Consider the following 24376-nt stretch of genomic DNA (forward strand, 5'->3'; position numbering starts at 1 on the left):
TAAGCCGCCTCAGACACATCAAGACTTTCGCCTCAAGCGCTTCGGCTTGCGCGCTCGCCTCTCGGCTCCCGCGCAAGACAAAACCATAACACCACATCCCCCGAGGTCGCAATGGGCAAACCCCCTGAAAGATCTGAAGGGTTGCTTCCACTGGCGAAACCCATTGCCAGAACTACGTTTCAGTTGGAGGTCACCGCGATGCCAACGCGTTTCACCGAACAAAGCCAGCGTTTCCGCCCCAACTCAAACGAAGAGCAAGTGCTGCAAAAAGCACGGGAACACTTCGAAGCCACGCTGATTGGCGTACAAGGGGAACTCGCCGGCAGCGTTGCCGCGATGGAACATCGCCGCGCTGACGACGCCCTCAACTACGGCGAGATCTTCCTGCGGGACAACGTTCCCGTGATGATCTACCTGATGCTGGAAGGCCGCTTCGCCATCGTGAAGCAGTTTTTGAGCGTCAGCCTTCAGCTCCAAAGCACCAACGTTCAAACCCGCGGTGTCTTCCCCACCAGCTTTGTGGAGGAAGAAGGAGAACTGGTTGCTGACTATGGCCAGCGCTCGATCGGTCGCATCACCTCGGTGGATGCAAGCCTCTGGTGGCCAATTCTCTGCTGGATCTACGTCAAACGCAGTGGGGACGTCGACTTCGGTCGCAGTCCAGAAGTGCAACGCGGTTTGCAACTGCTGCTCGATCTGGTTCTTCACCCCAGCTTCGAAGGCACACCGGTGCTGTTCGTTCCCGACTGCGCGTTCATGATTGATCGCCCCATGGACGTGTGGGGCGCTCCATTGGAAGTGGAGGTGCTGCTCTTCGCAGCGCTACGCAGCTGCGTTGGGCTGATGGAACTCTGCCAGCGCCACGAGAACAGCGTTCTTCTGGGGGAACGATTGCGGCTTAGCCGGCAGTGGACCCATGACCTGCGGCAGTTCCTGCTGAAGCACTACTGGGTGACCAGCAAAACGATGCAAGTGCTTCGGCGACGGCCCACAGAGCAGTACGGCGAAAACCAGCACCACAACGAATTCAACGTTCAACCCCAGGTCATCCCCGACTGGTTGCAGGACTGGCTCGAAAACCGTGGCGGTTACATGATCGGCAACATGCGGACCGGACGACCGGATTTCCGCTTCTACTCCTTGGGAAATTCCCTGGCATCGCTGTTCGGGTTGCTAACCGCGCCACAACAACGGGCCCTGTTCCGACTGGTGCTGCACAACCGTGACCACCTCATGGCCCAGATGCCGATGCGCATCTGTCATCCCCCCATGGAGGGCGTGGAATGGGAGAACAAAACGGGCTCCGACCCCAAGAACTGGCCCTGGAGTTATCACAACGGTGGCCACTGGCCGAGCCTGCTCTGGTTTTTTGGTGCGTCCATCCTTCTGCACGAACGGCTGAATCCACAGGCCGACGTGTTGCTGATGGGGCAAATGAAAACGCTGTTGGACGAGTGCTACTGGAGCCATCTCAACCAACTGCCCCGTCAGCAGTGGGCTGAATATTTCGATGGCCCCACAGGAACCTGGGTTGGACAGCAATCACGGACCTATCAGACCTGGACCATCGTTGGTTTCCTGCTGATGCACCACTTTCTCCACGTCAACCCAGACGACGTGCTGATGCTCAACCTCGACGAATCGATGGGTCACTGACGAACCACCGCAGCCATGGCACAAAAAAAACCCCGGCTCAACGAGCCGGGGTATATGAGCTGAGCTGGAAGAACGGATCAGAACAGTCCGAGGGTGAGGGACTTGTCGATCGGAAGTGCTGCACCAATACCGAGGTAGATGGTGACAAGGGTTCCGGTCAGGAAGACAGTCATAGCCACGGGACGACGGAAAGGGTTCTGGAACTTGTTGAAGCTCTCGATGAAAGGAACAAGCATCAGACCCAGGGGAACCAGGGTTTGCAGAGCAATACCCAGAAGCTTGTTGGGAACAACCCGCAGAATCTGGAACACGGGGTAGAGGTACCACTCAGGAAGAATTTCCAGAGGGGTGGCGAAGGGATCAGCCTTGTCAGCGAGCATGGCTGGATCCAGGACAGCCAGACCAACCACACAGGCGATGGTTCCGAGGATCACCACCGGGAAGATGTAGAGGAGATCGTTGGGCCAGGCAGGCTCGCCGTAATAGTTGTGACCCATGCCCTTGGCGAGCTTGGCCCGCATCTTGGGATCAGAGAGATCAGGCTTCTTGAGAATGTGCATCGTTTAGTCCAGGTGTTGAGGGAACAGTAGGAACGCAGATCACAAGGGACCAGAAATGCCCTGCTTCCGGATCATCAGGAAGTGCATGAGCATGAACACCGCCAGCAACCAGGGCATCACGAAGGTGTGAAGGCTGTAGAAGCGGGTGAGGGTGGCCTGGCCAACACTTTCGCCACCGCGAAGCAGTTCCACCATGAAATCGCCAACAACGGGGATGGCAGCAGGGACGCCGGAGACGATCTTCACAGCCCAGTAACCAACTTGGTCCCAGGGGAGGGAGTAACCGGTCACACCGAAGGACACGGTGATGACTGCCATGGTCACGCCGGTGACCCAAGTGAGCTCACGGGGACGCTTGAAGCCGCCGGTGAGGTACACGCGGAACACGTGCAGGATGAGCATCAACACCATCATTGATGCGCTCCAGCGGTGCACAGAGCGGATCAGCCAACCGAAGCTGACGTCGGTCATCAGGTATTCGACCGACTTATAAGCCTCAGCAACGGTGGGCTTGTAATAGAAGGTCATCGCGAAACCAGTCGCGAACTGGATCAGGAAGCACACCAACGTGATGCCCCCCAGGCAATAAAAGATGTTGACGTGGGGGGGCACGTACTTGGAACCAATGTCGTCAGCAATGTCCTGGATTTCCAGACGTTCCTGGAACCAGTCGTAAACCGGTGATGAGTTCGCCATGCACAAGCGGGCTCGAGTTGCGAAAGTCTACTGAGCACGCTTCTGCCACTGAGGCGAACCCACCGCGATGTATCCAACTGTTAACGATCTTTCAGACTGGCTGCGGCGCAGAGGTTTTCAGGCGCTGAGGCAACTGATCGCAGCGTCTCTTTGCTGCTTTTTGGTGCTGGGCAGCGCTTGCACAGCCGTTGCACTTAGCGACACACAACAGCTCGTGGTGGACAGCTGGCGGCTTGTGAACCAGGGCTTTTGGAACCCAGAGCAACTTGATGCGGTGCGTTGGAAGCGTCAACGACAGAAGGCCATGGAACGCAGTATCGAGAGCAGCAACGATGCCTATGCAGCCATCGAATCGATGCTGGCTCAGCTGGGCGACCCCTACACGCGGCTGCTTCGTCCCGAGGACTACACGGCGCTGAAGAACAGCACCAACGGCAGCCTCAGCGGTGTGGGCTTGCAACTCGGGCCGGATGAAAGCAGCAATGGTGTTGTGGTGATTTCTGCCCTCGAGGGTTCACCTGCCGGCGAGGCGGAGATCACCAGTGGCACGCAATTGCTGTCTGTTGACGGCAAGGACGTGGTGGATCTGGGTCTGGAGGGAACCGTGGCAGCGCTGCGTGGAGACGTGGGTTCGCAGGTGGTGCTGACTCTGGACAACGGCAGCGGAGAAACAAGCGAGCTGACCCTGGAACGCCGCAGCGTGGACCTCAGGCCGGTGCGCACAAGGCGCTTGCGCAGCGGCAGTCACACCCTTGGCTATCTGCGGATCACCCAATTCAGCGAAGGGGTCCCCGAACAGGTGAAAGAAGCCCTCACAGAACTGCAGAACAAAGAGATCGAAGGATTGGTGCTCGACCTCCGCAACAATTCAGGGGGATTGGTGAGCGCTGGATTGGCGGTCGCCGACGACTTCCTTTCCGGTGGCGCCATCGTTGAAACCCGCAACCGCGAGGGCATCAATGACACCATCCAGGCCAGTCTTCAGACGGTGTACGACGGACCGATGGTCACCCTTGTGAACGGAGGGACGGCCAGTGCAAGTGAAATCCTGGCTGGCGCCCTCCAGGACAACGAACGCGCCACGCTTCTCGGAGGACAGACGTTCGGCAAAGGGCTGATTCAAACGCTGACCAACCTCAGTGATGGAAGCGGCCTCGCCGTGACCGTTGCTGGCTACGTGACACCGAGTGGACGGGACATCCAAGGGGAAGGCATCGCTCCCGATCGTGGGTTGTCAGATCCAGAACCCCTGAACCCCGGCGGTGACGGTGATCGCTGGCTCTCGGAAGCTGAGCAATGGATGGAGGCCCTGCTGGAACAAACCGCTGACGAGACCGAGGCATGAGTCAGCGGACCTATCACGACCCTCTGCATCGCGGCATTGGTCTTGACCGCCAAGCCCCAGCCGAGGGAATGGTGATGGACCTGGTGGACACGGCGCCATTCCAGCGCCTGCGACGCATCCGCCAGCTGGGTCCGGCCTACCTCACCTTTCACAGCGCTGAATCCAGTCGATTCACCCACTCGCTGGGGGTCTTTCATCTGGCACGCCGTGCGTTTGAGCGGATGCTGCCGTTGGCACCCGAGTTGGAGACGTATCGGGGGCTGCTCTACGGAGCTGCTTTGCTCCATGACATTGGCCATGGCCCCCTCAGCCACACCGGCGAAGAGATGTTTGACCTGCACCATGAAGCGTGGTCAGCGCGGGTGATCCGGCATCACCCAGAGATCCATGACTGTCTTGAGAGCCATGCATCCGGCACGGCTGAGGCGGTGGCGAACCTGCTGGAGCATGGACGCAGCCCTCACCCCCTGATCAAACACCTGGTCAGCAGTCAGCTGGATTGCGACCGACTGGATTACCTCCTGCGCGACAGCTACAGCACCGGAACGCGCTACGGGCAACTGGATCTGGACCGCATCCTGGGAGCACTGACCCTGGCCCCTGACGGGGACATGGCCATTCATCCCAAGGGTCTGATGGCTGTGGAGCACTACCTGGTGGTGAGAAACCTCATGTACAGGAGCGTCTACAACCACCGGTTGAATGTGGTGTGCAACTGGCTGCTGGAAAAACTGATCCTGACGGCACGACAACTGGGGCCTGACCAGGTGTGGGCTGATGAGGTGATGGCCACCTGGCTCTGGCAACCAGACCAGATCCGCTTGGAGGACTTCCTCGCCAACGATGATCAACGCACCGGCTACCACCTCCAGCGCTGGCAAGCCGAAGCGCCAGCAGCCCTGGCTGAACTGAGTGGGCGTTTCCTGGATCGACGCCTGCTCAAAGCAACGGCCGTTGAACATCTTTCCCCGGCGGATCAACTGCAATTGCTCGCAACAGCAAGGCGTCTGGCCGATCGTCATGGCCACGACCCTGAACTCTGCTGCGGATTGCGTCATCAACAGCTGCGCGGGTACCACCCCTATCGAGGCGGCTTGCGCCTCTGGGACGGGCAACAACTCCAAGCCCTGGAGAAAGCCTCTCCCCTGGTCGCAAGTCTGGCGACCCCGGCGGCAACCTCCTGGTTGATTCACCCCCGCGACATCAGCAACGAGCTCAGGCAGGAGATGGACGTTGAATGGCCCCGAGCAGCAGCAGCGTGAAGCAGCCATGACCTTGAGGCTTCCCGACCAGCGCCTTGATCACTGGAGGGATCGTTTACCGGATCTGCTGAGCAGGTGTTCCCAGCCGATTGTTGATCTCGATTGCGGGGACTGGGTCCTGACCTGCAGCGACCTCGCTGATTTGTGCGCCGCCGTGAGCGAGGCAGGCCATCAACTCGGACGCATCACCGGCCAGGCAGCCGAGACCGTTGTGAGTGCTTCAGCCTTGGGACTGGACGCAAGCCGGTCCAACACGCCGTCCAGCCGTGAACCCCAGCCCAATCCTGTGACGACAGCCCCTTCCGAGCTGTTGTTTCACCACGGAACCCTGCGCTCCGGTGACCATCTCCAAAGCGAGCGCACCATCCTTCTCTATGGCGATGTGAATCCCGGAGCGCGGATCAGTTCAGCCGCTGATGTTTTGGTGTGGGGTCGCCTGCGGGGCGTGGCCCATGCCGGATGTGAGGGGTCAACAACCGCGAAAATCGTTGCCCTGCAGCTGCGGCCACTGCAACTGAGGATTGCTGACGTTGTCGCCCGAGGCCCCGAGGATCTGCCCCAGGCGGGTTTGGCCGAACAGGCCGAGCTCAAGGATGGCGTGATCGCCATTGAACCCGCCGTCATCCAGAGCTTTCAAAAACGCTGACGTCGTTGTCAGGCCGAAAAGCCAGATTATTCTGGCCGCACCAAAGCAGAACCCTGGTGTCGACGACCCGAACCATCCTCATCTGTTCTGGCAAAGGCGGTGTCGGAAAAACAACGACCACGGCAAACCTTGGGATCGCCCTTGCTCGCCAAGGCGCCAAGACCGTGGTTCTTGACGCGGACTTCGGTCTGAGGAACCTCGACCTGCTCCTGGGCCTGGAGAACCGCATCGTCTACACCGCTCAGGAGGTGCTGGCCGAGACCTGCCGGCTGGAGCAAGCCCTGGTGAAGCACAAGCAGGAGCCCAATCTGGCCCTGCTCCCTGCGGGCAACCCTCGGATGCTCGAGTGGCTCAAGCCCAAGGACATGCAGGCCATCGTTGCTCTGCTGGAACGCCAGTTCGATTACGTGTTGATCGACTGCCCGGCAGGCATCGAAGACGGATTCAAAAATGCCGCGGCCGCAGCCCGAGAAGCAGTGGTGATCACCACCCCAGAAGTGGCCGCCGTACGGGACGCTGATCGGGTGATCGGGCTTCTGAACACCCAGGGCGTGCAGCCTGTGCAGCTCGTGCTCAACAGGGTGCGGCCGAAGATGATGTCGAACCAGGAAATGCTTTCGGTGGACGATGTCACCGACATCCTGGCGTTACCGCTTCTGGGGCTTGTTTTTGAAGACGAACAGGTGATCGTGAGCACCAACCGCGGTGAACCCTTGACCCTGAGTGATTCCTCGTCCCCAGCGGCCCAGGCCTACGGCAACATCGCTCAACGGCTTCAGGGTGAAGACATTCCTCTGATGGACCCCTCCCAGGCCCGCCGCGGCCTCCGCGCCAGGATGCGCAAGCTGATGCAAACCCGGATTTTCTGAGGCGATGACACTCAAGGAATTCATCGACAAACTCCTGCGCCGTCAGCCCGCCAGTGCAGAAACAGCCAAAGAGCGGCTGCAGTTGGTGCTGGCCCACGACCGCAGTGACCTCAATCCGGAGCTGCTCGAACAAATGCGGCGCGAGATCCTCGAAGTGGTGGCCCGCTACGTGGAGATCGACCTCGCTGAAGGTGATGTGAGCCTCGAGACGGAAGATCGCGTCACCGCCCTGGTGGCCAACCTGCCGATCCGTCGCCCGATCGCCCAACCCGCAAAGGTGGAACCCTCTGAGCAGCAACCTGCTCAAGCTTGAAACCTCAAATCCCGAACCTCCTCACCCCCGCTGAACAGCGGGTGGTGCTGTTGTTGCTCGAAGGCCTTAACAACTGAGCCATCGCCCAGCGGTTGGTGATCAGTCATCGCACCGTTGAGTGCCACATCAGCAGGACACTCCGGAAAAGCGGATGACGCAATCTACTCGAGCTGGTGCTTTGGCTGATTAGCGATCAAGACCCCACCTTGAATCGCCTGGCAGCCGGTACGATGCAGCCCATGCCGGCTTAGCTCAGCGGTAGAGCAGCGCTTTTGTAAAGCGAAGGCCATCGGTTCAAATCCGTTAGCCGGCTTGATCTGGATCAGGGCGACGTTCTGCGGTCTGATTCGCCCGCCAGCAGCCAGATGAAGAACACCCCCAACAACCAGGGGAGAATATTCAGTTGAAGCGTCCAGGTGAAGACCGCTTCAAGGGGTTCGAGCACCCAATGAAGCAAGGCCATCACCAGCAGGCAGAGCCCAACAAGCGAGATCACTCGAGCACCTCAACCCCTGCTGGAATCACAGCACCCCGGCGCACCAAGCGCCAGCGTCCTTCCTCCAACCAGACCAACACCGTGCTGGCCTGGCCCGAGGGTCGAGGCCAGGGCTGCGGACCCAGCTGCGCGACATCAGGGAAAACCAGAGCCGCCTCTGCTGCGGTCATGCTGGCGTGTTCACCGGAACGATTGGCACTGGTGGTGGCCAACGGCCCGCTGATCTGAAGCAACGCGCGGGTCTGATCACAGGCCGGAATGCGGCAGCCCAGGGTTGTTCCACCGGGGTTGAGATACCGGCCCGCACCGTCATCACGGGCAGGCAATACCAGCGTGAGCGCTCCAGGCCAATAGCGCTCAGCCAAAGCTTCAACCTCCCGATGGCAGGAACCCTCAACCTCGTGAAGCAAGTCATTGACGGATGCACCCATCAAAATGAGGGGCTTATCAGCTGGTCGGCGTTTCAAGCGCCAGAGGGTCTGGGCTTGATCGGGAAGCACCGCCAGGCCCGGCAGCGTGTCGGTGGGAATGATGGCGGCTTCACCGGCACGAAGCCGCAGCGTCAGGTCGGAGGCGGCCAGGACCGAAGCAGGCATGAATCCTTCCTTCATCGCAGTCGTTGCATCAGCTTGATGCGGCAGGTTTGCAAGCAAGCGCAAAGCGAAGGGTCCCCTCAAGATCAGCGGCCGCTCTGACCTCCACCAAGCCGGCATCCCGTAGCAGCTGCGTCACCTGAGTGCTCTGGTCGTGGTGGTGTTCGAGCAGAAGCCAACCTCCAGGCGACAGCCCCATTAGGGCGCCATCCACCACGGTGCGGATCGCATCCAAGCCATCTGCTCCGCCAAGCAACGCCAAATGAGGTTCGTGGTCACGCACCACAGCCTCAAGACCGTCAACCACACCACTGGGGATGTATGGAGGATTGCTGACCACCAAATCCAGGCTTCCCCACCAGCTCTTGAGGGGAGACCACCACGACCCGAGGTGCAGTGAACAGTTGCGATGCGGGGCGCAACGCTCAAGATTGCGTTCTGCCAACTGCAAGGCATCGGAACTGAGGTCGACGCCATGCCCTGGTGCCGTTGGCCAGGCACGGGCCAGAGCCACAGCGATGGCTCCTGAACCAGTGCCGAGGTCAGCCCAACGAGCGGGAGGGGTGGCTTTGAACTGGCTCATGGCCAGATCCACCAGCAGTTCCGTTTCCTGACGGGGAATTAATGCGGCAGGCGACGACTCAAGCAGCACATCCCGCCAGGGACAGAGCCCCACCAGGTGCTGGAGGGGAATATTCCCATGAAGGTGACACTCCCAGAGCTCAGAAAGCACCTCAAGGGACTGCTCCAGGGCGACAGTGCGCGTGGGGTCCAGCAACAGCCGTTGCAGGCTGGCCCAACGAAGACCAGCGGCCAGATCAAGCAACCAATCCAGATCAGCCGCGGTGCCACCCCGGGCGAGTTGTTGGCGCCGCCACTGCAACAGATCAGTGCCGGCAACGGTTGTGCAGTCTCTCAAGGCCGAGGCTTACGCCAATGCAATCCAGATTCACACAGCAGTTCGCGCCGACACTCAAGGGCTAAAAGCTGGGGGCCAGCTCAGCAGGGGTGCACTGCAAATGAAGCACCAACTGATCAAAGGTCGCCCCTGAGCCAATGGCCTCCATCAACCGTTGATGCTTGCCGCGTGACTCCTTTGACCTCAACGGTCCCTCGCCAATGGAAGCGAGCAGATCCTCAGGGTGAAGCAAGGGAGTTGCACCATCACGAAGCAGGGCATTGCTACCCCGAAGGGACCAACGGCGGGCATCCCCCGGAACCACCCACACGGGACACCGCATCGGGCTCGCCCAGCGGGCCGAAATCAATGCTCCGCTGCGTTGCGGACACTCCATCACCACAAGCGCTTGGGCAAAGGCCACCAACCAACGGTTCCGCGCCGCGAAGTGCCCTGGGCGCACACGGCAGCCGGACCGACTCGGACTGATCAACAGCCCTTGCCTGCCGATCTGCTGTTGCAACGATCGGTGGTGGGCTGGATAGACACGGTCCAAGGGTGTCCCCAACACCGCGATGGGTGCACCGTTTCTGGCCAAACAGCCGCGATGGGCTGCAGTATCAATCCCTTCCGCAAGACCACTAAGGACGGGCCAACCCGCCTCGGCAAGACCACGGCCCAGTTCTTCAGCCATGGCAAGACCATGGTCCGAGGCGGAACGCGTGCCCACCACCGCGATAGCCGTGCGGGCATGGATGTGCCGGAGCAGCGATCGATCCCCTTCGACGTAGAGCCCTGAAGGGGGTGCCTGCAGATCATCCAAGCAACGAGGCCAATCAGGATCACCCGGCAAAAGGGCACAAGCAGGCACGTCAGGCTTCGGAGCAGCCCCGTGCTCGAACCTGTAACGCTCAACATCGCGCAAACAGTGCGCCGGCCAAGCCAGCGCCTGGCCCAAGCGTTCGATCGGCCAACCCCAAAGCTGATCAGGGCCGATGGCTTGATCGCGGCAGAGCCTGCGCAGATCAGCCATGCGGGCGTTGCCCAAGCCAGGGCAACAGGTCCAGAGCCACCACCACCCCCGCACCAGCACCGAGCAAGTACATGTGTACTCGCACGGCAGCGGTGGTCCAGGGTTCGATTCAGAGCGATTGGCGCACCAGCTGATCCATCACCTCCTTCAGCTGCGCCGGCACGCGCCTGAGCACGCGCCCCTCACGCACCATCACCAGATTCACCGACGCCTCCGCAACCACCGCGCTTCCGCAGACAAAGCGTGAGATCCATGGCCAGCGCACCCCCTGCTGACCAGGGCATCGGCTTTCAACACACACTTCGTCGCCGTGCCGGAGCGGCTGGCGGTAATCCAGATGAAGGGACACCACCGGCATATCAACACCCATCGCGGTCATGGCGGCATAGCCAAGGCCCGCAGCCTGGAGCGCCTCAACCCTGGCCTCCTCAAGCCACTGCACATAGGCCCCATGCCACATCACACCGGCGTAATCGGTGTGCTGCGGGAGCACACGCTTGGTCAGGGTGTACATGTTCCGCGTAACGCTGTGACATCAGCTTCTCTCCACGGAGGCAACCACCCATAGGCTTCCGCAGAGACTGCTTCATCCACCTGTGTTCAGGAACCTTCTGATTGCCGACTCGGGCAAGGGTCACGTCGAGGAAATGATCCGGATGCTCCAGGACATTCCCAGCCTGAAGGCCGCAAAAATCAATTTGCTGCATGTGGTGTCGGAGCAAAGCAAGTCGCAATCCGACGGCCATCGCGACGAAGCAGCAAACCTCTTGAACAGCGCAATCACGCGCATGGGCCTGAGCCCGTCGAGCGTGAGCACCTTGATTCGCGAGGGCGACACCAAACAGACCGTGCTCAAGGTTGCCGATGAGGTTCAGGCAGACCTGATCGTGATGGGATCCCGCGGCCTGGGACGGCTTCAATCGATCCTGGCCAACAGCACCAGCCAATACGTCTTTCAACTGTCCACGCGGCCGATGCTGCTGGTGCGGGATGACCTCTACGTCAAGCATGTCAACCGCGTGATGGTGACGATCGACGGAACAGGCGTTGGGGACGACGCTCTGCGCACGGCCTGCGAACTGGTGCGAGAAATCCCTGGCGGAACGCTCACCGGCGTTCATGTCGTACGCCAGGAGTCAGCACCCTCCCGGGGAGGCCGCACAAAAGCAGACGAGGTTCTTGACGCCGCTGTTCAGCGGGCCAGGGGTTTCGGTGTCGACATGAAAGCCATCCACACCGAAGGGAAGGACATTGGTCGCAGCGTTTGCCTGGCTGCATCGGAATGCAACGCCGACCTGGTGGTCATCGCCTCTCAGGACCGACGTCCTCTTGTCGCCAGAGGACTGGTGGATTTGGACAAGCTTCTGGGCGGATCAGTCAGCGACTACATCCGAGTGCACGCACCAGCCCCTGTGCTGCTGGTGCGTGAGCCTGAACAAGGCTGAATCAGGCCTCGTTGTTCTGCGTGCCGATGTAGAGCACGATCAGGAAGATCGCCGGAACCAGGATGAACAGGAGGCTGGCGACGAATCCGAGATCGTTGGTTTCCATGGCCGTTGAAGGGATCCAGGCGAAGGTATCACCGACAAGAGGCCTAGGGAGCGTCTGCCCTAGGCCTCGTCACCGGAGGTAGCAGCCTTGGCATCTCGGCCGTCGCCATCGCCCCCATCCTGGTCCTCCTCATCGAGCTCACTAGCCGGAGGCGCTGGCCATGCCGTGGGACCCGCCGGCAGCGGGGCCTGCCTGGCCGCAGCCAATCTCGAATCGGCATTGGCGAGCCTCACCTGAGGCCGAGTGAGAACCATGACGGACTTCTCCACCAGGGCCTGGCATGCCAGACGCCACTCCTGGGGTCGGCGGCGCAACTTGCTGTCTTCGACGGCAGTGCGTGCCGTCAGCGCATCGGCGTTGTCTTCGTCGACCACGGAAACGAAGCATGTGATGCACTGACCACACCCTCCACAGTTGCCCAGCTGCCCCTTCAGGCCGTAGAGCTCGATGCCCTCACGACGGGCCACCTCACGCAGATTCTCACCGGGGTAACACTCCACATCACGCCCTTCGCGAACAAACCGGATAACGGGCATGAGCTCACAAGCAACCAACCCCCATCATGGGCTGAAGCATTGCGTTTTGTGAACAGCAGGGGGCTGACTTTCATGTCACTGACCGTTGCGGGCAGGTCACTTTTCCCCCGCCCCATGGACTGAAGCCCTTACGATCGCCCATGTCTGACTGCATAAGCAGTCTTGTCCCCCGAACCTGACCCATGGGATTGCCCTGGTATCGGGTGCACACCGTTGTCATTAATGACCCGGGCCGCCTTCTGGCTGTGCACCTCATGCATACAGCCCTCGTAGCCGGCTGGGCCGGCTCCATGGCTCTCTATGAGCTGGCCATTTTCGATCCGTCTGATCCTGTCCTGAACCCGATGTGGCGTCAGGGCATGTTCGTGATGCCCTTCATGTCCCGCCTTGGCGTGACCGGCAGCTGGGGTGGATGGAGCATCACCGGTGAAACGGGTGTTGATCCCGGCTTCTGGAGTTTCGAGGGCGTCGCTGCCGCTCACATCATTTTCTCCGGCCTGATGATGCTGGCCGCCATCTGGCACTGGACCTATTGGGATCTTGAGATCTGGCAGGACCCCCGTACCGGTGAGCCTGCTCTCGACCTGCCGAAGATCTTTGGCATCCACCTGCTTCTCGCTGGACTCGGCTGCTTCGGCTTCGGTGCTTTCCACCTCACTGGCGTCTTCGGACCAGGCATGTGGATCTCTGACCCATATGCACTAACAGGTCATCTTGAGGCGGTTCAACCGTCTTGGGGACCCGAAGGTTTCAACCCCTTCAATCCCGGTGGAATCGTTGCCCACCACATTGCTGCTGGCATCGTAGGCATCATTGCCGGCATCTTCCACATCACCACGCGTCCGCCCGAGCGTCTCTACAAAGCGCTTCGGATGGGCAACATCGAAACAGTTCTGGCCAGCGCCATAGCAGCCGTGTTCTTCGCCGCTTTCATTGTGGCTGGAACCATGTGGTACGGCTCTGCTGCGACTCCCGTCGAGCTGTTTGGCCCCACCCGTTACCAGTGGGATCAGAGCTACTTCAAGACTGAGATCAACCGTCGCGTACAAACCGCGATGGACGATGGCGCTACTCAGGAAGAAGCCTTCGAGGCCATCCCTGAGAAGCTCGCCTTCTACGACTACGTCGGCAACAGCCCTGCCAAGGGCGGTCTGTTCCGCGTGGGCCCGATGGTGAACGGTGATGGTCTGGCAACCGCTTGGGTTGGTCACATCGCATTCAGCGATAAAGAAGGTCGCAACCTCGAAGTCCGTCGTCTGCCGAACTTCTTCGAAAACTTCCCTGTCGTTCTGGAAGATGAGCAGGGCATCGTCCGTGCCGACATTCCTTATCGTCGTGCGGAAGCCAAGTTCTCCTTCGAACAACAGGGCGTGACCGCCAAGGTGTTCGGTGGAGCACTCGACGGCCAGACCTTCACTGACCCTGCCGACGTGAAGCGTCTCGCCCGTAAGGCTCAGCTGGGTGAAGCCTTCGACTTCGACCGTGAGACTTACAACTCTGACGGTACGTTCCGTAGCTCGCCACGCGGCTGGTTCACCTTTGGCCATGCCACCTTCGCGCTGCTGTTCTTCTTCGGCCACATCTGGCACGGTGCCCGCACCCTGTACCGCGACGTGTTCGCTGGTATTGATCCCGACCTCGGAGATCAGGTGGAGTTTGGCCTCTTCGCCAAGCTCGGTGACAAAACCACCCGTCGCCTGCCCGAGGGCTACGTTCCCCCAGCTGGAACTCCCCTCAACTGATCGCCCTCTAGGAACAACACGATGGAAAGCTTCGCTTACGTCCTCATCCTTACCCTTGCGATTGCCACCCTCTTCTTCGCAATCGCCTTCCGCGATCCGCCGAAAATCGGTAAGTGATTTGATCTCCCAAAACCCCGCCTCGGCGGGGTTTTTTCATGCTTTCCATCACCCACCGTCGCAAGCCGGTCTCTTCCGCGCGAGCGGATCACAGCAGTCTCACGTCAGCAACAGCCGTCGACGCAATCCTCAAATGAGACTGATGTCCACGAGGCACTTCTCAAGTCTCAAATCAGTGTCTACAGTTGGTGCAACTATTTGATGCCCTCGGGGATGCAGTGCCCCTCCTGCCAAAACACAGATAGTCGCGTTCTCGAATCCAGGGCAGCGGATGGTGGACGCAGCGTGAGACGACGGCGTGAATGCCTCAACTGTGAATTTCGCTTCACCACCTACGAACGGGTGGAGACCGTTCCGATCACGGTGATCAAACGCAACGGCAACCGGGAAATCTTCAGTCGCAGCAAGTTGCTGCACGGCTTGAATCGAGCTTGCGAGAAAACGGGCTTGGACACCTCTCGGCTCGAATCCCTCGTGGAAGAACTCGAACTGAAACTCCAGCAACGCACCGGAAAGGAAGTGAGCAGCACCGAGATCGGTGAATTCGTGCTGAGGGATCTCAAACAGATCAGCGAAGTGGCCTACATCCGGTTCGCATCCGTTTACCGCCAGTTCCGAGGCATCGACGACTTCGTCTCGACCCTGGAAACACTGAACGCCGATCAGGAACAGAACCATCTGGCTACTGTTCGTTGAATCGTTTCGCTGAACCAGTGCACTGAATCGGTTCGTTGAACCCGTGCATGCCATCGCTGCGAGAGAAGAGCTGTCGGTCGTATCTGTAAACTCAGAAATTCTCCGTGAAACGTCGGCGGGCGTTCCATGCGATTTTTTCGAACTACCCACCTGAGGTAGACCGCCAGCCCCCCATGTCTGCGACTCCGACAGAAGATCAGATCCAGGATCAGGTTCAGGACGCGAACGCCACAGAAGCCTCTGCAGAAACCGCCGCCGCCGAACAGGCGTTTGAGGGTGAGGATCTGAGCATTCCCGAAGACGTCCCCACTGCGGATGATCCAACCAGCCGCGCCGCCAGCCGCAGCCTGGACGACGCCGGATTCACCCTGGATGAGTTCGCGGCTCTCCTCAGCAAGTACGACTACAACTTCAAGCCTGGCGACATCGTCAACGGCACGGTCTTCGCCCTGGAATCGAAGGGCGCCATGATCGACATCGGCGCCAAGACGGCTGCCTTCATGCCTCTGCAAGAGGTGTCGATCAACCGGGTCGAGGGTCTGAGCGACGTGCTCCAGCCCGGTGAGATCCGTGAGTTCTTCATCATGAGTGAGGAGAACGAAGATGGTCAGCTGGCGCTGTCGATCCGTCGGATCGAATACCAGCGGGCATGGGAGCGGGTCCGCCAGCTCCAGAAGGAAGACGCCACCATCTACTCCGAAGTGTTTGCCACCAACCGTGGTGGTGCCTTGGTGCGCGTGGAAGGTCTGCGGGGCTTCATCCCCGGATCCCACATCAGCACCCGCAAGCCGAAGGAAGAACTGGTTGCCGACTTCCTGCCTCTGAAGTTCCTCGAGGTTGACGAGGAGCGCAACCGCCTGGTGCTCAGCCACCGCCGCGCCCTGGTGGAGCGGAAGATGAATCGCCTGGAAGTGGGCGAAGTTGTGGTGGGTACCGTCCGCGGCATTAAGCCCTACGGCGCCTTCATCGACATCGGTGGTGTCAGCGGTCTGCTGCACATTTCCGAGATCAGCCACGAGCACATCGAGACCCCCCACTCGGTGCTGAACGTGAATGATCAGATGAAAGTGATGATCATCGATCTGGATGCCGAGCGCGGCCGGATTTCGTTGTCCACGAAGGCTCTCGAGCCCGAACCCGGCGACATGCTGACCGACCCCCAGAAGGTGTTCGAGAAGGCCGAGGAAATGGCTGCTCGCTACAAGCAGATGCTGATGGAGCAGGCCGAAGAGGGCGAAGATCCGATCAGCTCCATGATGATCTGAGCCTGATGGCCCAACTGCTGCTGAAGGGACATCCCATCGGCAATTTCCAAGGGGTGCTGTTCGATAAGGACGGCACCCTTTCCCATAGCGAGCCGCATCTGCTGGCCTTAGCAGACGCACGCATCAACAAAGCCGTCAAGGTTGCTCAGGAACAAGCCCCTGCGCTGAACCCCTCTGAGCTGAGCCACACCCTGCGCAGAGCGTTTGGTGTTGATCAAGGAATGCTCGATCCCGGCGGAACACTGGCGGTTGCCTCCAGGCAGGACAACATCGCCTCGACTGCAACGGTGTTCTGCCTGATGGGCTGCTCATGGCCCCAGGCTCTCTCCCTGGCCCACACCTGCTTCGATGCAGTTGACCAGGAGGGCCTGATCGACACCACCCCAAGCCCGTTGATCAACGGGGCTGGGCAACTGCTGCGGAACCTGCATCAGCAGGGTGTCACCTCAGCTGTGATCAGCAACGACACCCGGTCCGGCATTGAAGAGTTCCTGGGTCACCATCAGCTCGGCGCAGGCATTGCAGGAATCTGGAGTGCTGATGACCATCCGCGCAAACCCGATCCACAGGCCGTTCTGGAGCTGTGCAACAGGCTTGGCCTGCCACCCCAACGGTGTGCCTTGGTTGGCGATGCGGAGACCGACCTCCAAATGGCCCTCGAAGCCGGAATCGGCGGCGTGATCGGCTTCACCGGTGGCTGGAAGAGTGCTCCGAAACTGCCATCAGCCCAGCATCTGCTCCACAGCTGGGATCACCTCTCCGTAAGCACCAACTCGTAAAGTCGCCCGATCTGGAGCGCCGAATGAGCCGTTACGTCTTTACGTCTGAGTCCGTCACCGAAGGGCATCCCGACAAGATCTGCGACCAGGTGAGCGACGCCGTTCTTGACGCTCTGCTGGCCCAGGATCCCGCCAGCCGCGTGGCCTGCGAGACCGTTGTGAACACCGGCCTCTGCATGATCACCGGTGAGGTGACCTCCAAGGCGCAGGTGGATTTCATCCACCTGGTGCGCAACGTGATCAAGGAGATCGGTTACAGCGGCGCCCGGGCCGGTGGCTTCGATGCCAACAGCTGTGCAGTTCTGGTGGCCCTCGACCAACAGTCCCCCGACATCGCCCAGGGCGTAAACGAGGCCGACGACCACGCCGGTGATCCCCTGGATCTGGTGGGTGCCGGCGACCAGGGAATCATGTTCGGCTACGCCTGCAACGAGACGCCCGAGCTGATGCCGTTGCCGATCAGCCTGGCCCACAGGCTGTCGCGCCGCCTGGCCGAAGTGCGCCACAACGGAACCCTGGGTTACCTGCTTCCCGATGGCAAAACCCAGGTGAGCGTCGTCTACGAAAACGACAAGCCCGTCTCGATCGACACGATCCTGATCTCCACCCAGCACACCGCTGAAGTGGACGGGATCAGTGATGAGCAGGGCATCCGCGAGCGCATCACCGAAGACCTCTGGACCCATGTGGTGGAGCCGGCGACCGCCGATCTGGCCCTCAAGCCCTCCCGTGAGGCCACCAAGTATCTGGTGAACCCCACCGGCAAGTTCGTGGTGGGCGGCCCTCAGGGCGATGCCGGTCTCACCGGCCGCAAGATCATCGTGGACACCTACGGCGGCTATGCCCGCCACGGCGGTGGTGCTTTCTCCGGCAAGGACCCCACCAAAGTGGACCGTTCGGCCGCCTACGCCGCGCGCTACGTAGCCAAGTGCCTTGTGGCCGCAGGGCTCGCCGAACGGGCCGAAGTGCAGTTGAGCTACGCCATCGGCGTGGCCAAGCCCGTGTCGATCCTGGTGGAATCCTTCGGCACCAGCACACTGGCCAACGATGCCCTCACTGCCTTGGTGCAGGAACACTTCGATCTGCGCCCCGGCGCCATCATCGAGACCTTCGGTCTGCGCAACCTGCCCCAGCAACGGGGCGGCCGTTTCTATCAGGACACTGCGGCTTACGGCCATTTCGGGCGCAACGACCTCAACGCGCCCTGGGAAGACGTGACATCGAAAAGCCATGAGCTGAAGCAGGTCGCCGCGGCCTGAAGCCATGACGGATTCACCGCTGGTGCTCGGAATCGACCTGGGCACCAGCGGAATCCGCACAGCCGTTGTTGCCGCTGATGGCGCGCTGCTCGACAGCCGATCCCAGGCCTACGGCGGAGACTTCGCCAACCCCCACAGTTGGAGCGAAGGCTGTGGAGACCTGATCAGGGCAATCCCAGCCCAGCTGCGATCCCAGCTGAAAGCACTCGCCGTGGATGGCACCTCCGGCACGCTGCTGGCCTGTGATCGCGATGGTTCCCCACTGGGGAAAGCACTGGCCTATTCCCAGAGCTGCCCTGAGCTGCAGTCAGCCCTGCCGCCTTTGGTGGATCCCGGTAGTCCAGCCGCCAGCTGCAGCGGCAGCCTGGCCCGGGCCTTGCGGCTCCTCAACTGCCATGGCGAGGCGATCCTGCTGCGGCATCAGGCCGACTGGATCAGCGGATGGCTGCTGAACGATTGGCGCTGGGGAGAAGAAGGCAACAACCTGCGTCTGGGTTGGGATCTGATCACCAACAGCTGGCCAGCCCGTTTTGCCGAACAGTCCTGGCGGCAGGCACTGCCTGAAATCCATCCCAGCGGCAGCATTCTCGGGACTATTGCACCGGAGCAGGCGAAGGCCTTGGGCCTGGAGAACGATCTGATCGTCGTTGCCGGCACAACGGATTCCAATGCCGCCGTTCTCGCCGCCGATCCCGGTCCCGGAGATGGGATCACCGTGCTGGGAACCACCCTGGTGATGAAGTGCTTCACCGAGACGCCCCTGCACGCCCCGGGCGTCACCAGCCATCGCGTGGGGGGACGCTGGCTCTGTGGAGGCGCCTCCAATGCAGGGGCCGGTGTGCTGCGGCGTTTTTACAGCGACGACCAACTCAGCGAACTGAGCCGCCAGATCAACCCGAACACCGACAGTGGACTCCGCCTGCGGCCGCTTCTTGCCCCGGGGGAACGTTTCCCTGTGGATGATCCGGAGATGCTGCCGGTGCTTGAACCACGGCCGGTGAGCGATGCCCTGTATCTGCATGGACTGCTGGAAGGTCTCGCCGAGATCGAAGCGCAGGGTTGGCAGCGCCTGAACGAGCTGGGTGCTGCTGCACCCAGGCGGATCATCAGCATCGGCGGTGGAGCGCGCAATCCCCAATGGCGACGGCTGCGGGAACGCCGCCTCGGCTGCGCCGTAACGAGTTGCCAAACTCCCCCTGCTGCAGGGGTGGCGCGACTGGCCCAACAGGCCCTGGTCGGGTGAGAATTCCGGCAACACGCCCCACCCCCATGCCCACCAAGCTCCGCGATGGTCTGGCCATCGGCCTTTTCGTCGTTCTGGCCGGGTACGTGGGCTTCAGCGGCATTCGCCTCGGCCTTTTGTTGATCGAGCGCTTCGCTTGAGCCGATCACTGCAAAGATTGCACTCACCTGTTTGATCCCAATGCCTGCAGACCCCCTCACTGATGCCGTCAGCACACGGATCTGCAAACACATGAACGACGACCATGCCGAAGCGGTGCTCGCCTATGCCAAGCACTACGGCGGCGTCAGCAATCCCGCTGCAGCGCGCATGGTGTCTGTGAAAGCAGAAACCATGGAACTGGAGGTGGATGGCGCCAGCATCAGCATTGCCTTTGATCACACCCTCACCGACAGCGAAGACGCTCACCGCACCTTGGTGGCCATGCTGCGGGCGATGCCCAAAGAAGGCGCCTGATCTCGGAGCGATTCAGCCCAACAGGGGAACGATCGTTGCAGCGACCCACCTGCTGTGCATCGTGCGCTCCTGAGCTTTGCCCAAGCTCTGCTGATCGAGCCCCGCTGCCCGATCTGTGATGGACCTTTGGACAGTCCGCTGCCGCCGACGGCTCCCTGCACCACGTGCCTCGATGCCCTTGCTCTCCCTTGTGAGGGGCTCAAGGGTTTGCTGCCCTTGCCGTGGTGCGCTCTCGGGCCTTACGCAGGCAATTTGCGCCAGCTGCTGCTGAAGCTGCGTCAACCGCGCCAAGGCAAAGCGCTTGCGGCCTTGGTTCAGCTGCTGTCTGAGCGCTTCGTCCTGTCTGCAACAGCCGTGCTGGTGCCGATTCCAAGCTGGAAGCGGCAACGATCCAACCCCCTGCCGCAGCGCATTGCCCTGGGATTGGGCCGGCCGACGGCAGAGCTGCTGCACCGCACCCGTGCCGGGTTGAGCCAACACCATCTGAACAGACGCCAACGCCAAACCAACCTGATCGGGGCGTTCCGGGCCTTCCCGATGGACAAACAAGGAGCCCACAGCTCGGTCTGGCTCGTGGACGACATCCTCACGACCGGGTCCACTGCTTTGGCTGCCCGTCAGGCCCTTGAAGCTACTGGCCACCACGTGGCTGGATTGATCTGCCTGGGACGAACCCCCGCAAAGGAGCGCAGGCGGTGATTTAAGATTCCGGAGTCGCTTCGGCGGCGCGCCGGGATAGCTCAGTTGGTAGAGCAGGCGACTGAAAATCGCCGTGTCCCCAGTTCAAATCTGGGTCCTGGCATTTCCCGAAAACGCCTAAAAAGGCACGTGAAAGCACCATATCTGGTGTTGTTACGTGCCTTTCTAGTGCTTCAAGCACCCAATTGAATTTTGCCGAAACGGTAGGGGAGCAGTAGGGGAGCGCGCCCTTTTGGTCAGACGAGGAAAGGTCCCCAGATTTCCCCTACCCAAGGGCAAAAAAAGACCCCTGGAGTGCCCACACCCCAGAGGTCCCGTCCTCTCGTTCTGACGCCCCATCACCTTCCTCCTGGTCTTCTCCGGTGGGGAGCAGGAGAACCGTCAGAAAAGGTGGTGAGGACCGCTCATGGTTCGGTCGCCCGTAAGCAATAAAAAAGGCGGCAGGGAATGCCGCCCAATCGGGGTATGAATGCGTCGAACCGGGAGGTCCATGACCAGCATCACCGGTGCAAAGGAAGCGTCGAGAGCACTTTTTACAAACTGCCAAAAAAAAGGAGGGTCCCTAATCCCTCCACGTACGACGCATCGTCCCCTCACCGAAGGGAACGAACTAAAGATGACGGAAGAAATACCTACGAGTCGTCGCCATCACGACAAAACGTCGCTGGTGTGAGGCAACCAAGAAAAAGGAGGGTTCCCTAGTCCCTCCCTCGATGACGCATTCACCCCTCCAGAGAGGGTTGATGGAACTTTCGCGTCCCTGGAATGCTGCCGCCATGCGTAGAAGCGCGCATTTAAAAGGGGGGTGCGGGACCCCCCTGAAGGTCGTTGAGACCTGGTTACTGCTTCAGCGGTCTCTGACCTCATTCCTGTTCTAAGAGGGTTCAGAGCACCGGGGCATGAGAGGAACTACCCCTTTCTGCCCCCCATGGACACAAAAAAAAGGACCGGTATCCCTATCGGTCCTTCGGAAACTGAAAGTGCCGCTGGGCGGGACGACGCCAAGCGGCGACCACCCTTACCGATGAGGGGGGACTGCCGTGAGTGCCGTGAGCGTTTTCCAAGAAAAGACCCAGGAGTGTTTGACCTCCTGGGTTCCTCGCTCTCATGCGATACGACTGGTCTAACACCGCCCAATAAGCATTTGTGCTTACGGGTTGCCGAACCGCTGGGGCGTCCAGTGCTCACACTTGAAGAAGTGCGAGCGCCAAGCAGGAACAATGTGCTGCCACACACGGCAAATGCCGCTGAAACCAGGTTCTCCCTGGAAGTTCTGGCAATTGACGCACTTAGCAGACATGTCAGGGAAGTGACGATCTTTCAACTGTCTAATCCCAGCGGAAGCAAGACGTCAGGCGCTACTTCAAGGTTCTTCAGTAGAAACGCCCCAGTCAGGCGTCTTCAGAGGTTTCCGACCCTGCCTCTAAAGATGCCTACCCATGAAGAAGGGCGGGAGTGACCCGCCCCTTGGCACCTAACCCCGTCCTAATGAAATGCGGTTCCGTAGGTGTCGTGCTCTTTTTCTAGGAATACCGCCAAGGCAAGACATCCGTAAAAAGACCTGCTTCAGGGTTCAGCAGTCGCACCCCACAGCGGTCTTGTCTTCTTCCACCCCTGCGTCTGAAGCGACTTCCACAACTGCTCTGCGGCGTCTTTCCTCAGATATCGGCGCTCCTTGAGCAGCGGTGGACCTTCGGGCATCTGACGCCCTCGGTCAATAAAGACCTTGGGATCTCTTACCCAGGCGGAGTTGTCCTGGTGAAACCGCCAGACCCAATGGTCGTTGGCATCGATCAACCATCCCTCTTGCATCACGCCACCTCCGGACACCAACCCATTTCCGCTTCCCTGCGGACCATCCAGTTGCGGCACCTCTTCGTCAGGTGCTCTCCGTGGGGAACCTGACGACGCTGAAGACCACAGGTCAGCAACGTGTGGCAGTGCTGGTCGCAGACATAGGAGAAGTGCTGGCACGTCATGCAGACGCAAGAGGATCTGGTCTGCTTCAGACCATCCACAAAGTCCCATTCCTCTTCCGACATCGAACCCTCCTTGTGAGTAGTACATCTGTTTTAGTCCTGGTTCGCAGGGATTGGTCAAGGACGAAAACAGAAGATTCCAAGAGGTCTGTCGAAACTTTCAAGTTCCGACAGGTCATGCAAAAACCACTGCAACTGCGTTCTTGCCCTGTCGAAACACCCTGTCGAAATGTGCTATAGTTCCGACAGAGATTCGACAGGGCAGTCATAGCGATCTGGGGTTACTGGAGGACCAGCACCGCTGAGCAAGACAGCGAACGCCAAGAGCAATCGCTGAAGGAAGCAGGGTGCGAACGGATCTATGGAGACCAGATCACTGGAACCTCTGCCTATGGAGAACGACCTGAACTCTCCAAGTGCCTGGATGGTCTCCGTGATGGCGACACCCTTGTCATTCACGAACTCGACCGCCTGGGGCGCTCAATGGTCGAAATGCTTGTTCAGGTCAACGGTTTGATCGAACGCGGGGTCGCGATCAAAACCCTTGATGGACGACTGGACACTGCCTCGATGCCTGAGGAGTTGGTCAAGTTGGTAGTGGGCGTCATGGGTTACGCCGCCGAGATGGAACTGAAGTCCATCAAGAAGCGCACTGCTGAAGGACGTGAGGTCGCCAAGAGCAGAGGGGTGAAGTTCGGCAGGAAGAGGAACTACACGCAACAACAGGCGGCAGCAGTGGTGGAGATGCGCCAGAGAGGAGATGGATACGGAACCATCGCGTCAGCAATGGGGATGACGACATCGATGGTTCGTCGGATCATTCAGCAACAGGAAGAGGTGCCGTGCTGAAGATCCTTTTGGGTGTTGGTCTGGGGTTCCTCCTCTTCACCAACCAAGACGCGAGGCAGATAACTGCTGACCTACTCAGGGCAACTGGTGATGCCATTGCTCCTGCAGATGAGGACAGGACGCTCGAAGACCGAATCAACGAGGTGCTGGTAGGTGACTAGTCGCCCCACTCCTCAACGACTTTTTTTTGCCTTAGGCGGCAGTTCGCACAAGTCACCTCATCAAGGGCAAACGATGAAGGCAACTGCAATGCCCTACCGCAGATAACGCATTGGGTACTGCTGACGGGATGGGCGTGATCACCTTCTCTCCAGTGCCCATCCCTCATTAACCAAAAGATGCGGCGCCCAGTCTTCGCCTGACGACCGGAAGGATCTGTGCCTCAGAGCACCATCGGAGAAAATCTTGGCGTTAAGACTTTCTGTGGAAAAAGGTGTGGAGAAGTGTAAAGAACGTTGTAGCGGGGGTTACAACTTACGTACTGGGCATCCCAAGAGGACAGCGAATGAAGGCATTACTCCTTCTGCTTCTGTCAGCGATGCCTGCGAGTGCAGAACCACTGCCATTGGTCTGCGAAGTAACCAGCGAAGAGGTCCCCACCATTTCCATTCGATTGGAAGAGCGAACCCCTACGGCACTTCGAGGAGTTCTGATCCAGGACGACAAACGACTTGGAATATTTATGTCCAGCAAACCCAAGCAATACCGCCAAACCACTTGGTCCTTCTTCACCCAGGACGCCGCCAATTCAGGCACTGCTCTGCTGTTTGAGAACGACCTTGTATGGAACCCGCACAAGCGAGTCCCCAAACCCCAGGACGTCAATCGAGTGATTTTT

General features: G+C 60.0%; 29 protein-coding genes and 2 tRNA genes. 21 read left to right on the top strand and 10 right to left on the bottom strand.

Features of this window, described 5'->3' with window-relative positions; all coding sequences use genetic code 11:
* Positions 1-198: 198 nt before the first annotated feature.
* Positions 199-1656, top strand: a complete 1458-nt coding sequence (locus AAXE93_RS10735) for a glycoside hydrolase 100 family protein (protein ID WP_186541873.1) — start codon at positions 199-201, stop codon at positions 1654-1656.
* Positions 1657-1733: 77 nt separating this feature from the next.
* On the opposite strand, the gene petD is transcribed toward AAXE93_RS10735, so the two are convergent.
* Positions 1734-2216 carry a cytochrome b6-f complex subunit IV gene (gene petD, locus AAXE93_RS10740; protein WP_006851144.1) on the bottom strand — a complete coding sequence of 161 codons (483 nt, stop codon included), beginning with the start codon at positions 2214-2216 and terminating at the stop codon, positions 1734-1736.
* A gap of 39 nt (positions 2217-2255) precedes the next feature.
* A complete protein-coding gene (gene petB / locus AAXE93_RS10745) occupies positions 2256-2912 on the bottom strand; it encodes a cytochrome b6 (RefSeq protein WP_011363493.1) in 657 nt (218 codons plus the stop codon).
* Between the two features lie 67 nt (positions 2913-2979).
* On the opposite strand from petB, the gene ctpZ reads away from it, so the two are divergent.
* The 7 genes from ctpZ to AAXE93_RS10780 all read left to right on the top strand — a co-directional run bounded on the left by ctpZ (position 2980) and on the right by AAXE93_RS10780 (position 7660).
* Positions 2980-4257 carry a carboxyl-terminal processing protease CtpZ gene (gene ctpZ, locus AAXE93_RS10750; protein WP_390130679.1) on the top strand — a complete coding sequence of 426 codons (1278 nt, stop codon included), beginning with the start codon at positions 2980-2982 and terminating at the stop codon, positions 4255-4257.
* Positions 4254-5519, top strand: a complete 1266-nt coding sequence (locus tag AAXE93_RS10755) for an HD domain-containing protein (RefSeq protein WP_390130681.1) — start codon at positions 4254-4256, stop codon at positions 5517-5519. Before ctpZ ends, AAXE93_RS10755 begins: the two co-directional genes overlap by 4 nt.
* 7 nt (positions 5520-5526) lie before the next feature.
* On the top strand, positions 5527-6165 hold the full coding sequence (minC, locus tag AAXE93_RS10760; protein WP_390130917.1) for a septum site-determining protein MinC: 639 nt from the start codon (positions 5527-5529) through the stop codon (positions 6163-6165).
* 56 nt (positions 6166-6221) lie between these two features.
* Positions 6222-7034, top strand: a complete 813-nt coding sequence (gene minD / locus AAXE93_RS10765; protein ID WP_006849989.1) for a septum site-determining protein MinD — start codon at positions 6222-6224, stop codon at positions 7032-7034.
* A 4-nt stretch (positions 7035-7038) separates the two neighbouring features.
* A complete protein-coding gene (gene minE, locus AAXE93_RS10770; protein ID WP_006851856.1) occupies positions 7039-7347 on the top strand; it encodes a cell division topological specificity factor MinE in 309 nt (102 codons plus the stop codon).
* An 80-nt stretch (positions 7348-7427) separates the two neighbouring features.
* Positions 7428-7502, top strand: a complete 75-nt coding sequence (locus AAXE93_RS10775) for a hypothetical protein (protein WP_390130919.1) — start codon at positions 7428-7430, stop codon at positions 7500-7502.
* 86 nt (positions 7503-7588) lie between these two features.
* Positions 7589-7660: transfer RNA gene (locus AAXE93_RS10780), tRNA-Thr, on the top strand.
* A gap of 9 nt (positions 7661-7669) precedes the next feature.
* On the opposite strand, the gene AAXE93_RS10785 is transcribed toward AAXE93_RS10780, so the two are convergent.
* From AAXE93_RS10785 to AAXE93_RS10805, 5 genes are all read right to left on the bottom strand, one after another.
* On the bottom strand, positions 7670-7843 hold the full coding sequence (locus AAXE93_RS10785) for a hypothetical protein (RefSeq protein WP_390130685.1): 174 nt from the start codon (positions 7841-7843) through the stop codon (positions 7670-7672).
* Positions 7840-8439: a Sua5/YciO/YrdC/YwlC family protein gene (locus AAXE93_RS10790; RefSeq protein ID WP_390130687.1), complete on the bottom strand. Its 600-nt coding sequence runs from the start codon at positions 8437-8439 to the stop codon at positions 7840-7842. Before AAXE93_RS10790 ends, AAXE93_RS10785 begins: the two co-directional genes overlap by 4 nt.
* Positions 8440-8467: 28 nt before the next feature.
* Positions 8468-9355 carry a peptide chain release factor N(5)-glutamine methyltransferase gene (prmC, locus tag AAXE93_RS10795; protein ID WP_390130689.1) on the bottom strand — a complete coding sequence of 296 codons (888 nt, stop codon included), beginning with the start codon at positions 9353-9355 and terminating at the stop codon, positions 8468-8470.
* A 61-nt stretch (positions 9356-9416) separates the two neighbouring features.
* Positions 9417-10367, bottom strand: coding sequence for a DNA-processing protein DprA (locus AAXE93_RS10800; protein ID WP_390130691.1), 951 nt, complete (start codon positions 10365-10367; stop codon positions 9417-9419).
* A gap of 109 nt (positions 10368-10476) precedes the next feature.
* A complete protein-coding gene (locus AAXE93_RS10805) occupies positions 10477-10881 on the bottom strand; it encodes an acyl-CoA thioesterase (protein ID WP_390130693.1) in 405 nt (134 codons plus the stop codon).
* Positions 10882-10963: 82 nt separating this feature from the next.
* Here AAXE93_RS10805 and AAXE93_RS10810 point away from each other — a divergent pair, with 82 nt between their 5' ends.
* Positions 10964-11812, top strand: coding sequence for a universal stress protein (locus AAXE93_RS10810; RefSeq protein ID WP_186494610.1), 849 nt, complete (start codon positions 10964-10966; stop codon positions 11810-11812).
* Position 11813: 1 nt separating this feature from the next.
* Here AAXE93_RS10810 and psbM read toward each other — a convergent pair whose 3' ends face one another.
* Together psbM and AAXE93_RS10820 are read right to left on the bottom strand one after the other, a co-directional pair.
* Positions 11814-11918 carry a photosystem II reaction center protein PsbM gene (gene psbM / locus AAXE93_RS10815; protein WP_025362091.1) on the bottom strand — a complete coding sequence of 35 codons (105 nt, stop codon included), beginning with the start codon at positions 11916-11918 and terminating at the stop codon, positions 11814-11816.
* A gap of 59 nt (positions 11919-11977) precedes the next feature.
* Positions 11978-12454, bottom strand: a complete 477-nt coding sequence (locus AAXE93_RS10820) for a 2Fe-2S iron-sulfur cluster-binding protein (protein WP_390130696.1) — start codon at positions 12452-12454, stop codon at positions 11978-11980.
* Positions 12455-12636: 182 nt separating this feature from the next.
* On the opposite strand from AAXE93_RS10820, the gene psbB reads away from it, so the two are divergent.
* The 10 genes from psbB to AAXE93_RS10870 all read left to right on the top strand — a co-directional run bounded on the left by psbB (position 12637) and on the right by AAXE93_RS10870 (position 20813).
* A complete protein-coding gene (psbB, locus tag AAXE93_RS10825) occupies positions 12637-14196 on the top strand; it encodes a photosystem II chlorophyll-binding protein CP47 (protein ID WP_390130698.1) in 1560 nt (519 codons plus the stop codon).
* A gap of 21 nt (positions 14197-14217) precedes the next feature.
* Positions 14218-14313 (top strand): photosystem II reaction center protein T, encoded by a 96-nt coding sequence (locus AAXE93_RS10830; protein ID WP_011128841.1) that lies wholly within the window; start codon positions 14218-14220, stop codon positions 14311-14313.
* A gap of 213 nt (positions 14314-14526) precedes the next feature.
* Positions 14527-15009: a transcriptional regulator NrdR gene (gene nrdR, locus AAXE93_RS10835; RefSeq protein WP_115010537.1), complete on the top strand. Its 483-nt coding sequence runs from the start codon at positions 14527-14529 to the stop codon at positions 15007-15009.
* A gap of 173 nt (positions 15010-15182) precedes the next feature.
* Positions 15183-16274 (top strand): 30S ribosomal protein S1, encoded by a 1092-nt coding sequence (locus tag AAXE93_RS10840; protein WP_115010536.1) that lies wholly within the window; start codon positions 15183-15185, stop codon positions 16272-16274.
* 5 nt (positions 16275-16279) lie between these two features.
* A complete protein-coding gene (locus AAXE93_RS10845) occupies positions 16280-17053 on the top strand; it encodes an HAD family hydrolase (RefSeq protein ID WP_390130701.1) in 774 nt (257 codons plus the stop codon).
* Positions 17054-17076: 23 nt separating this feature from the next.
* The gene (gene metK, locus AAXE93_RS10850; protein ID WP_390130703.1) at positions 17077-18312 is read left to right on the top strand and encodes a methionine adenosyltransferase; all 1236 of its coding nucleotides are present in this window, start codon (positions 17077-17079) and stop codon (positions 18310-18312) included.
* 4 nt (positions 18313-18316) lie between these two features.
* Positions 18317-19555, top strand: coding sequence for an FGGY-family carbohydrate kinase (locus tag AAXE93_RS10855; protein ID WP_390130708.1), 1239 nt, complete (start codon positions 18317-18319; stop codon positions 19553-19555).
* 180 nt (positions 19556-19735) lie between these two features.
* Positions 19736-20011: a DUF2470 domain-containing protein gene (locus tag AAXE93_RS10860; protein ID WP_114987391.1), complete on the top strand. Its 276-nt coding sequence runs from the start codon at positions 19736-19738 to the stop codon at positions 20009-20011.
* Positions 20012-20065: 54 nt separating this feature from the next.
* Complete coding sequence (locus AAXE93_RS10865; protein ID WP_390130710.1) at positions 20066-20710, top strand: ComF family protein; 645 nt, start codon at positions 20066-20068, stop codon at positions 20708-20710.
* Positions 20711-20740: 30 nt separating this feature from the next.
* Positions 20741-20813, top strand: a tRNA-Phe gene (locus tag AAXE93_RS10870).
* Positions 20814-22276: 1463 nt separating this feature from the next.
* On the opposite strand, the gene AAXE93_RS10875 is transcribed toward AAXE93_RS10870, so the two are convergent.
* Positions 22277-22582 (bottom strand): DUF1651 domain-containing protein, encoded by a 306-nt coding sequence (locus AAXE93_RS10875; RefSeq protein ID WP_390130712.1) that lies wholly within the window; start codon positions 22580-22582, stop codon positions 22277-22279.
* A gap of 380 nt (positions 22583-22962) precedes the next feature.
* On the opposite strand from AAXE93_RS10875, the gene AAXE93_RS10880 reads away from it, so the two are divergent.
* Together AAXE93_RS10880 and AAXE93_RS10885 are read left to right on the top strand one after the other, a co-directional pair.
* Positions 22963-23538 (top strand): recombinase family protein, encoded by a 576-nt coding sequence (locus AAXE93_RS10880; protein ID WP_390130921.1) that lies wholly within the window; start codon positions 22963-22965, stop codon positions 23536-23538.
* Positions 23532-23699 (top strand): hypothetical protein, encoded by a 168-nt coding sequence (locus AAXE93_RS10885; RefSeq protein WP_390130714.1) that lies wholly within the window; start codon positions 23532-23534, stop codon positions 23697-23699. The genes AAXE93_RS10880 and AAXE93_RS10885 overlap by 7 nt, the downstream gene beginning before the upstream one ends.
* Positions 23700-24376 lie beyond the last annotated feature (677 nt).

This window comes from Synechococcus sp. HIMB2401 (assembly GCF_042883245.1).
Taxonomy (GTDB): Bacteria; Cyanobacteriota; Cyanobacteriia; order PCC-6307; family Cyanobiaceae; genus Parasynechococcus.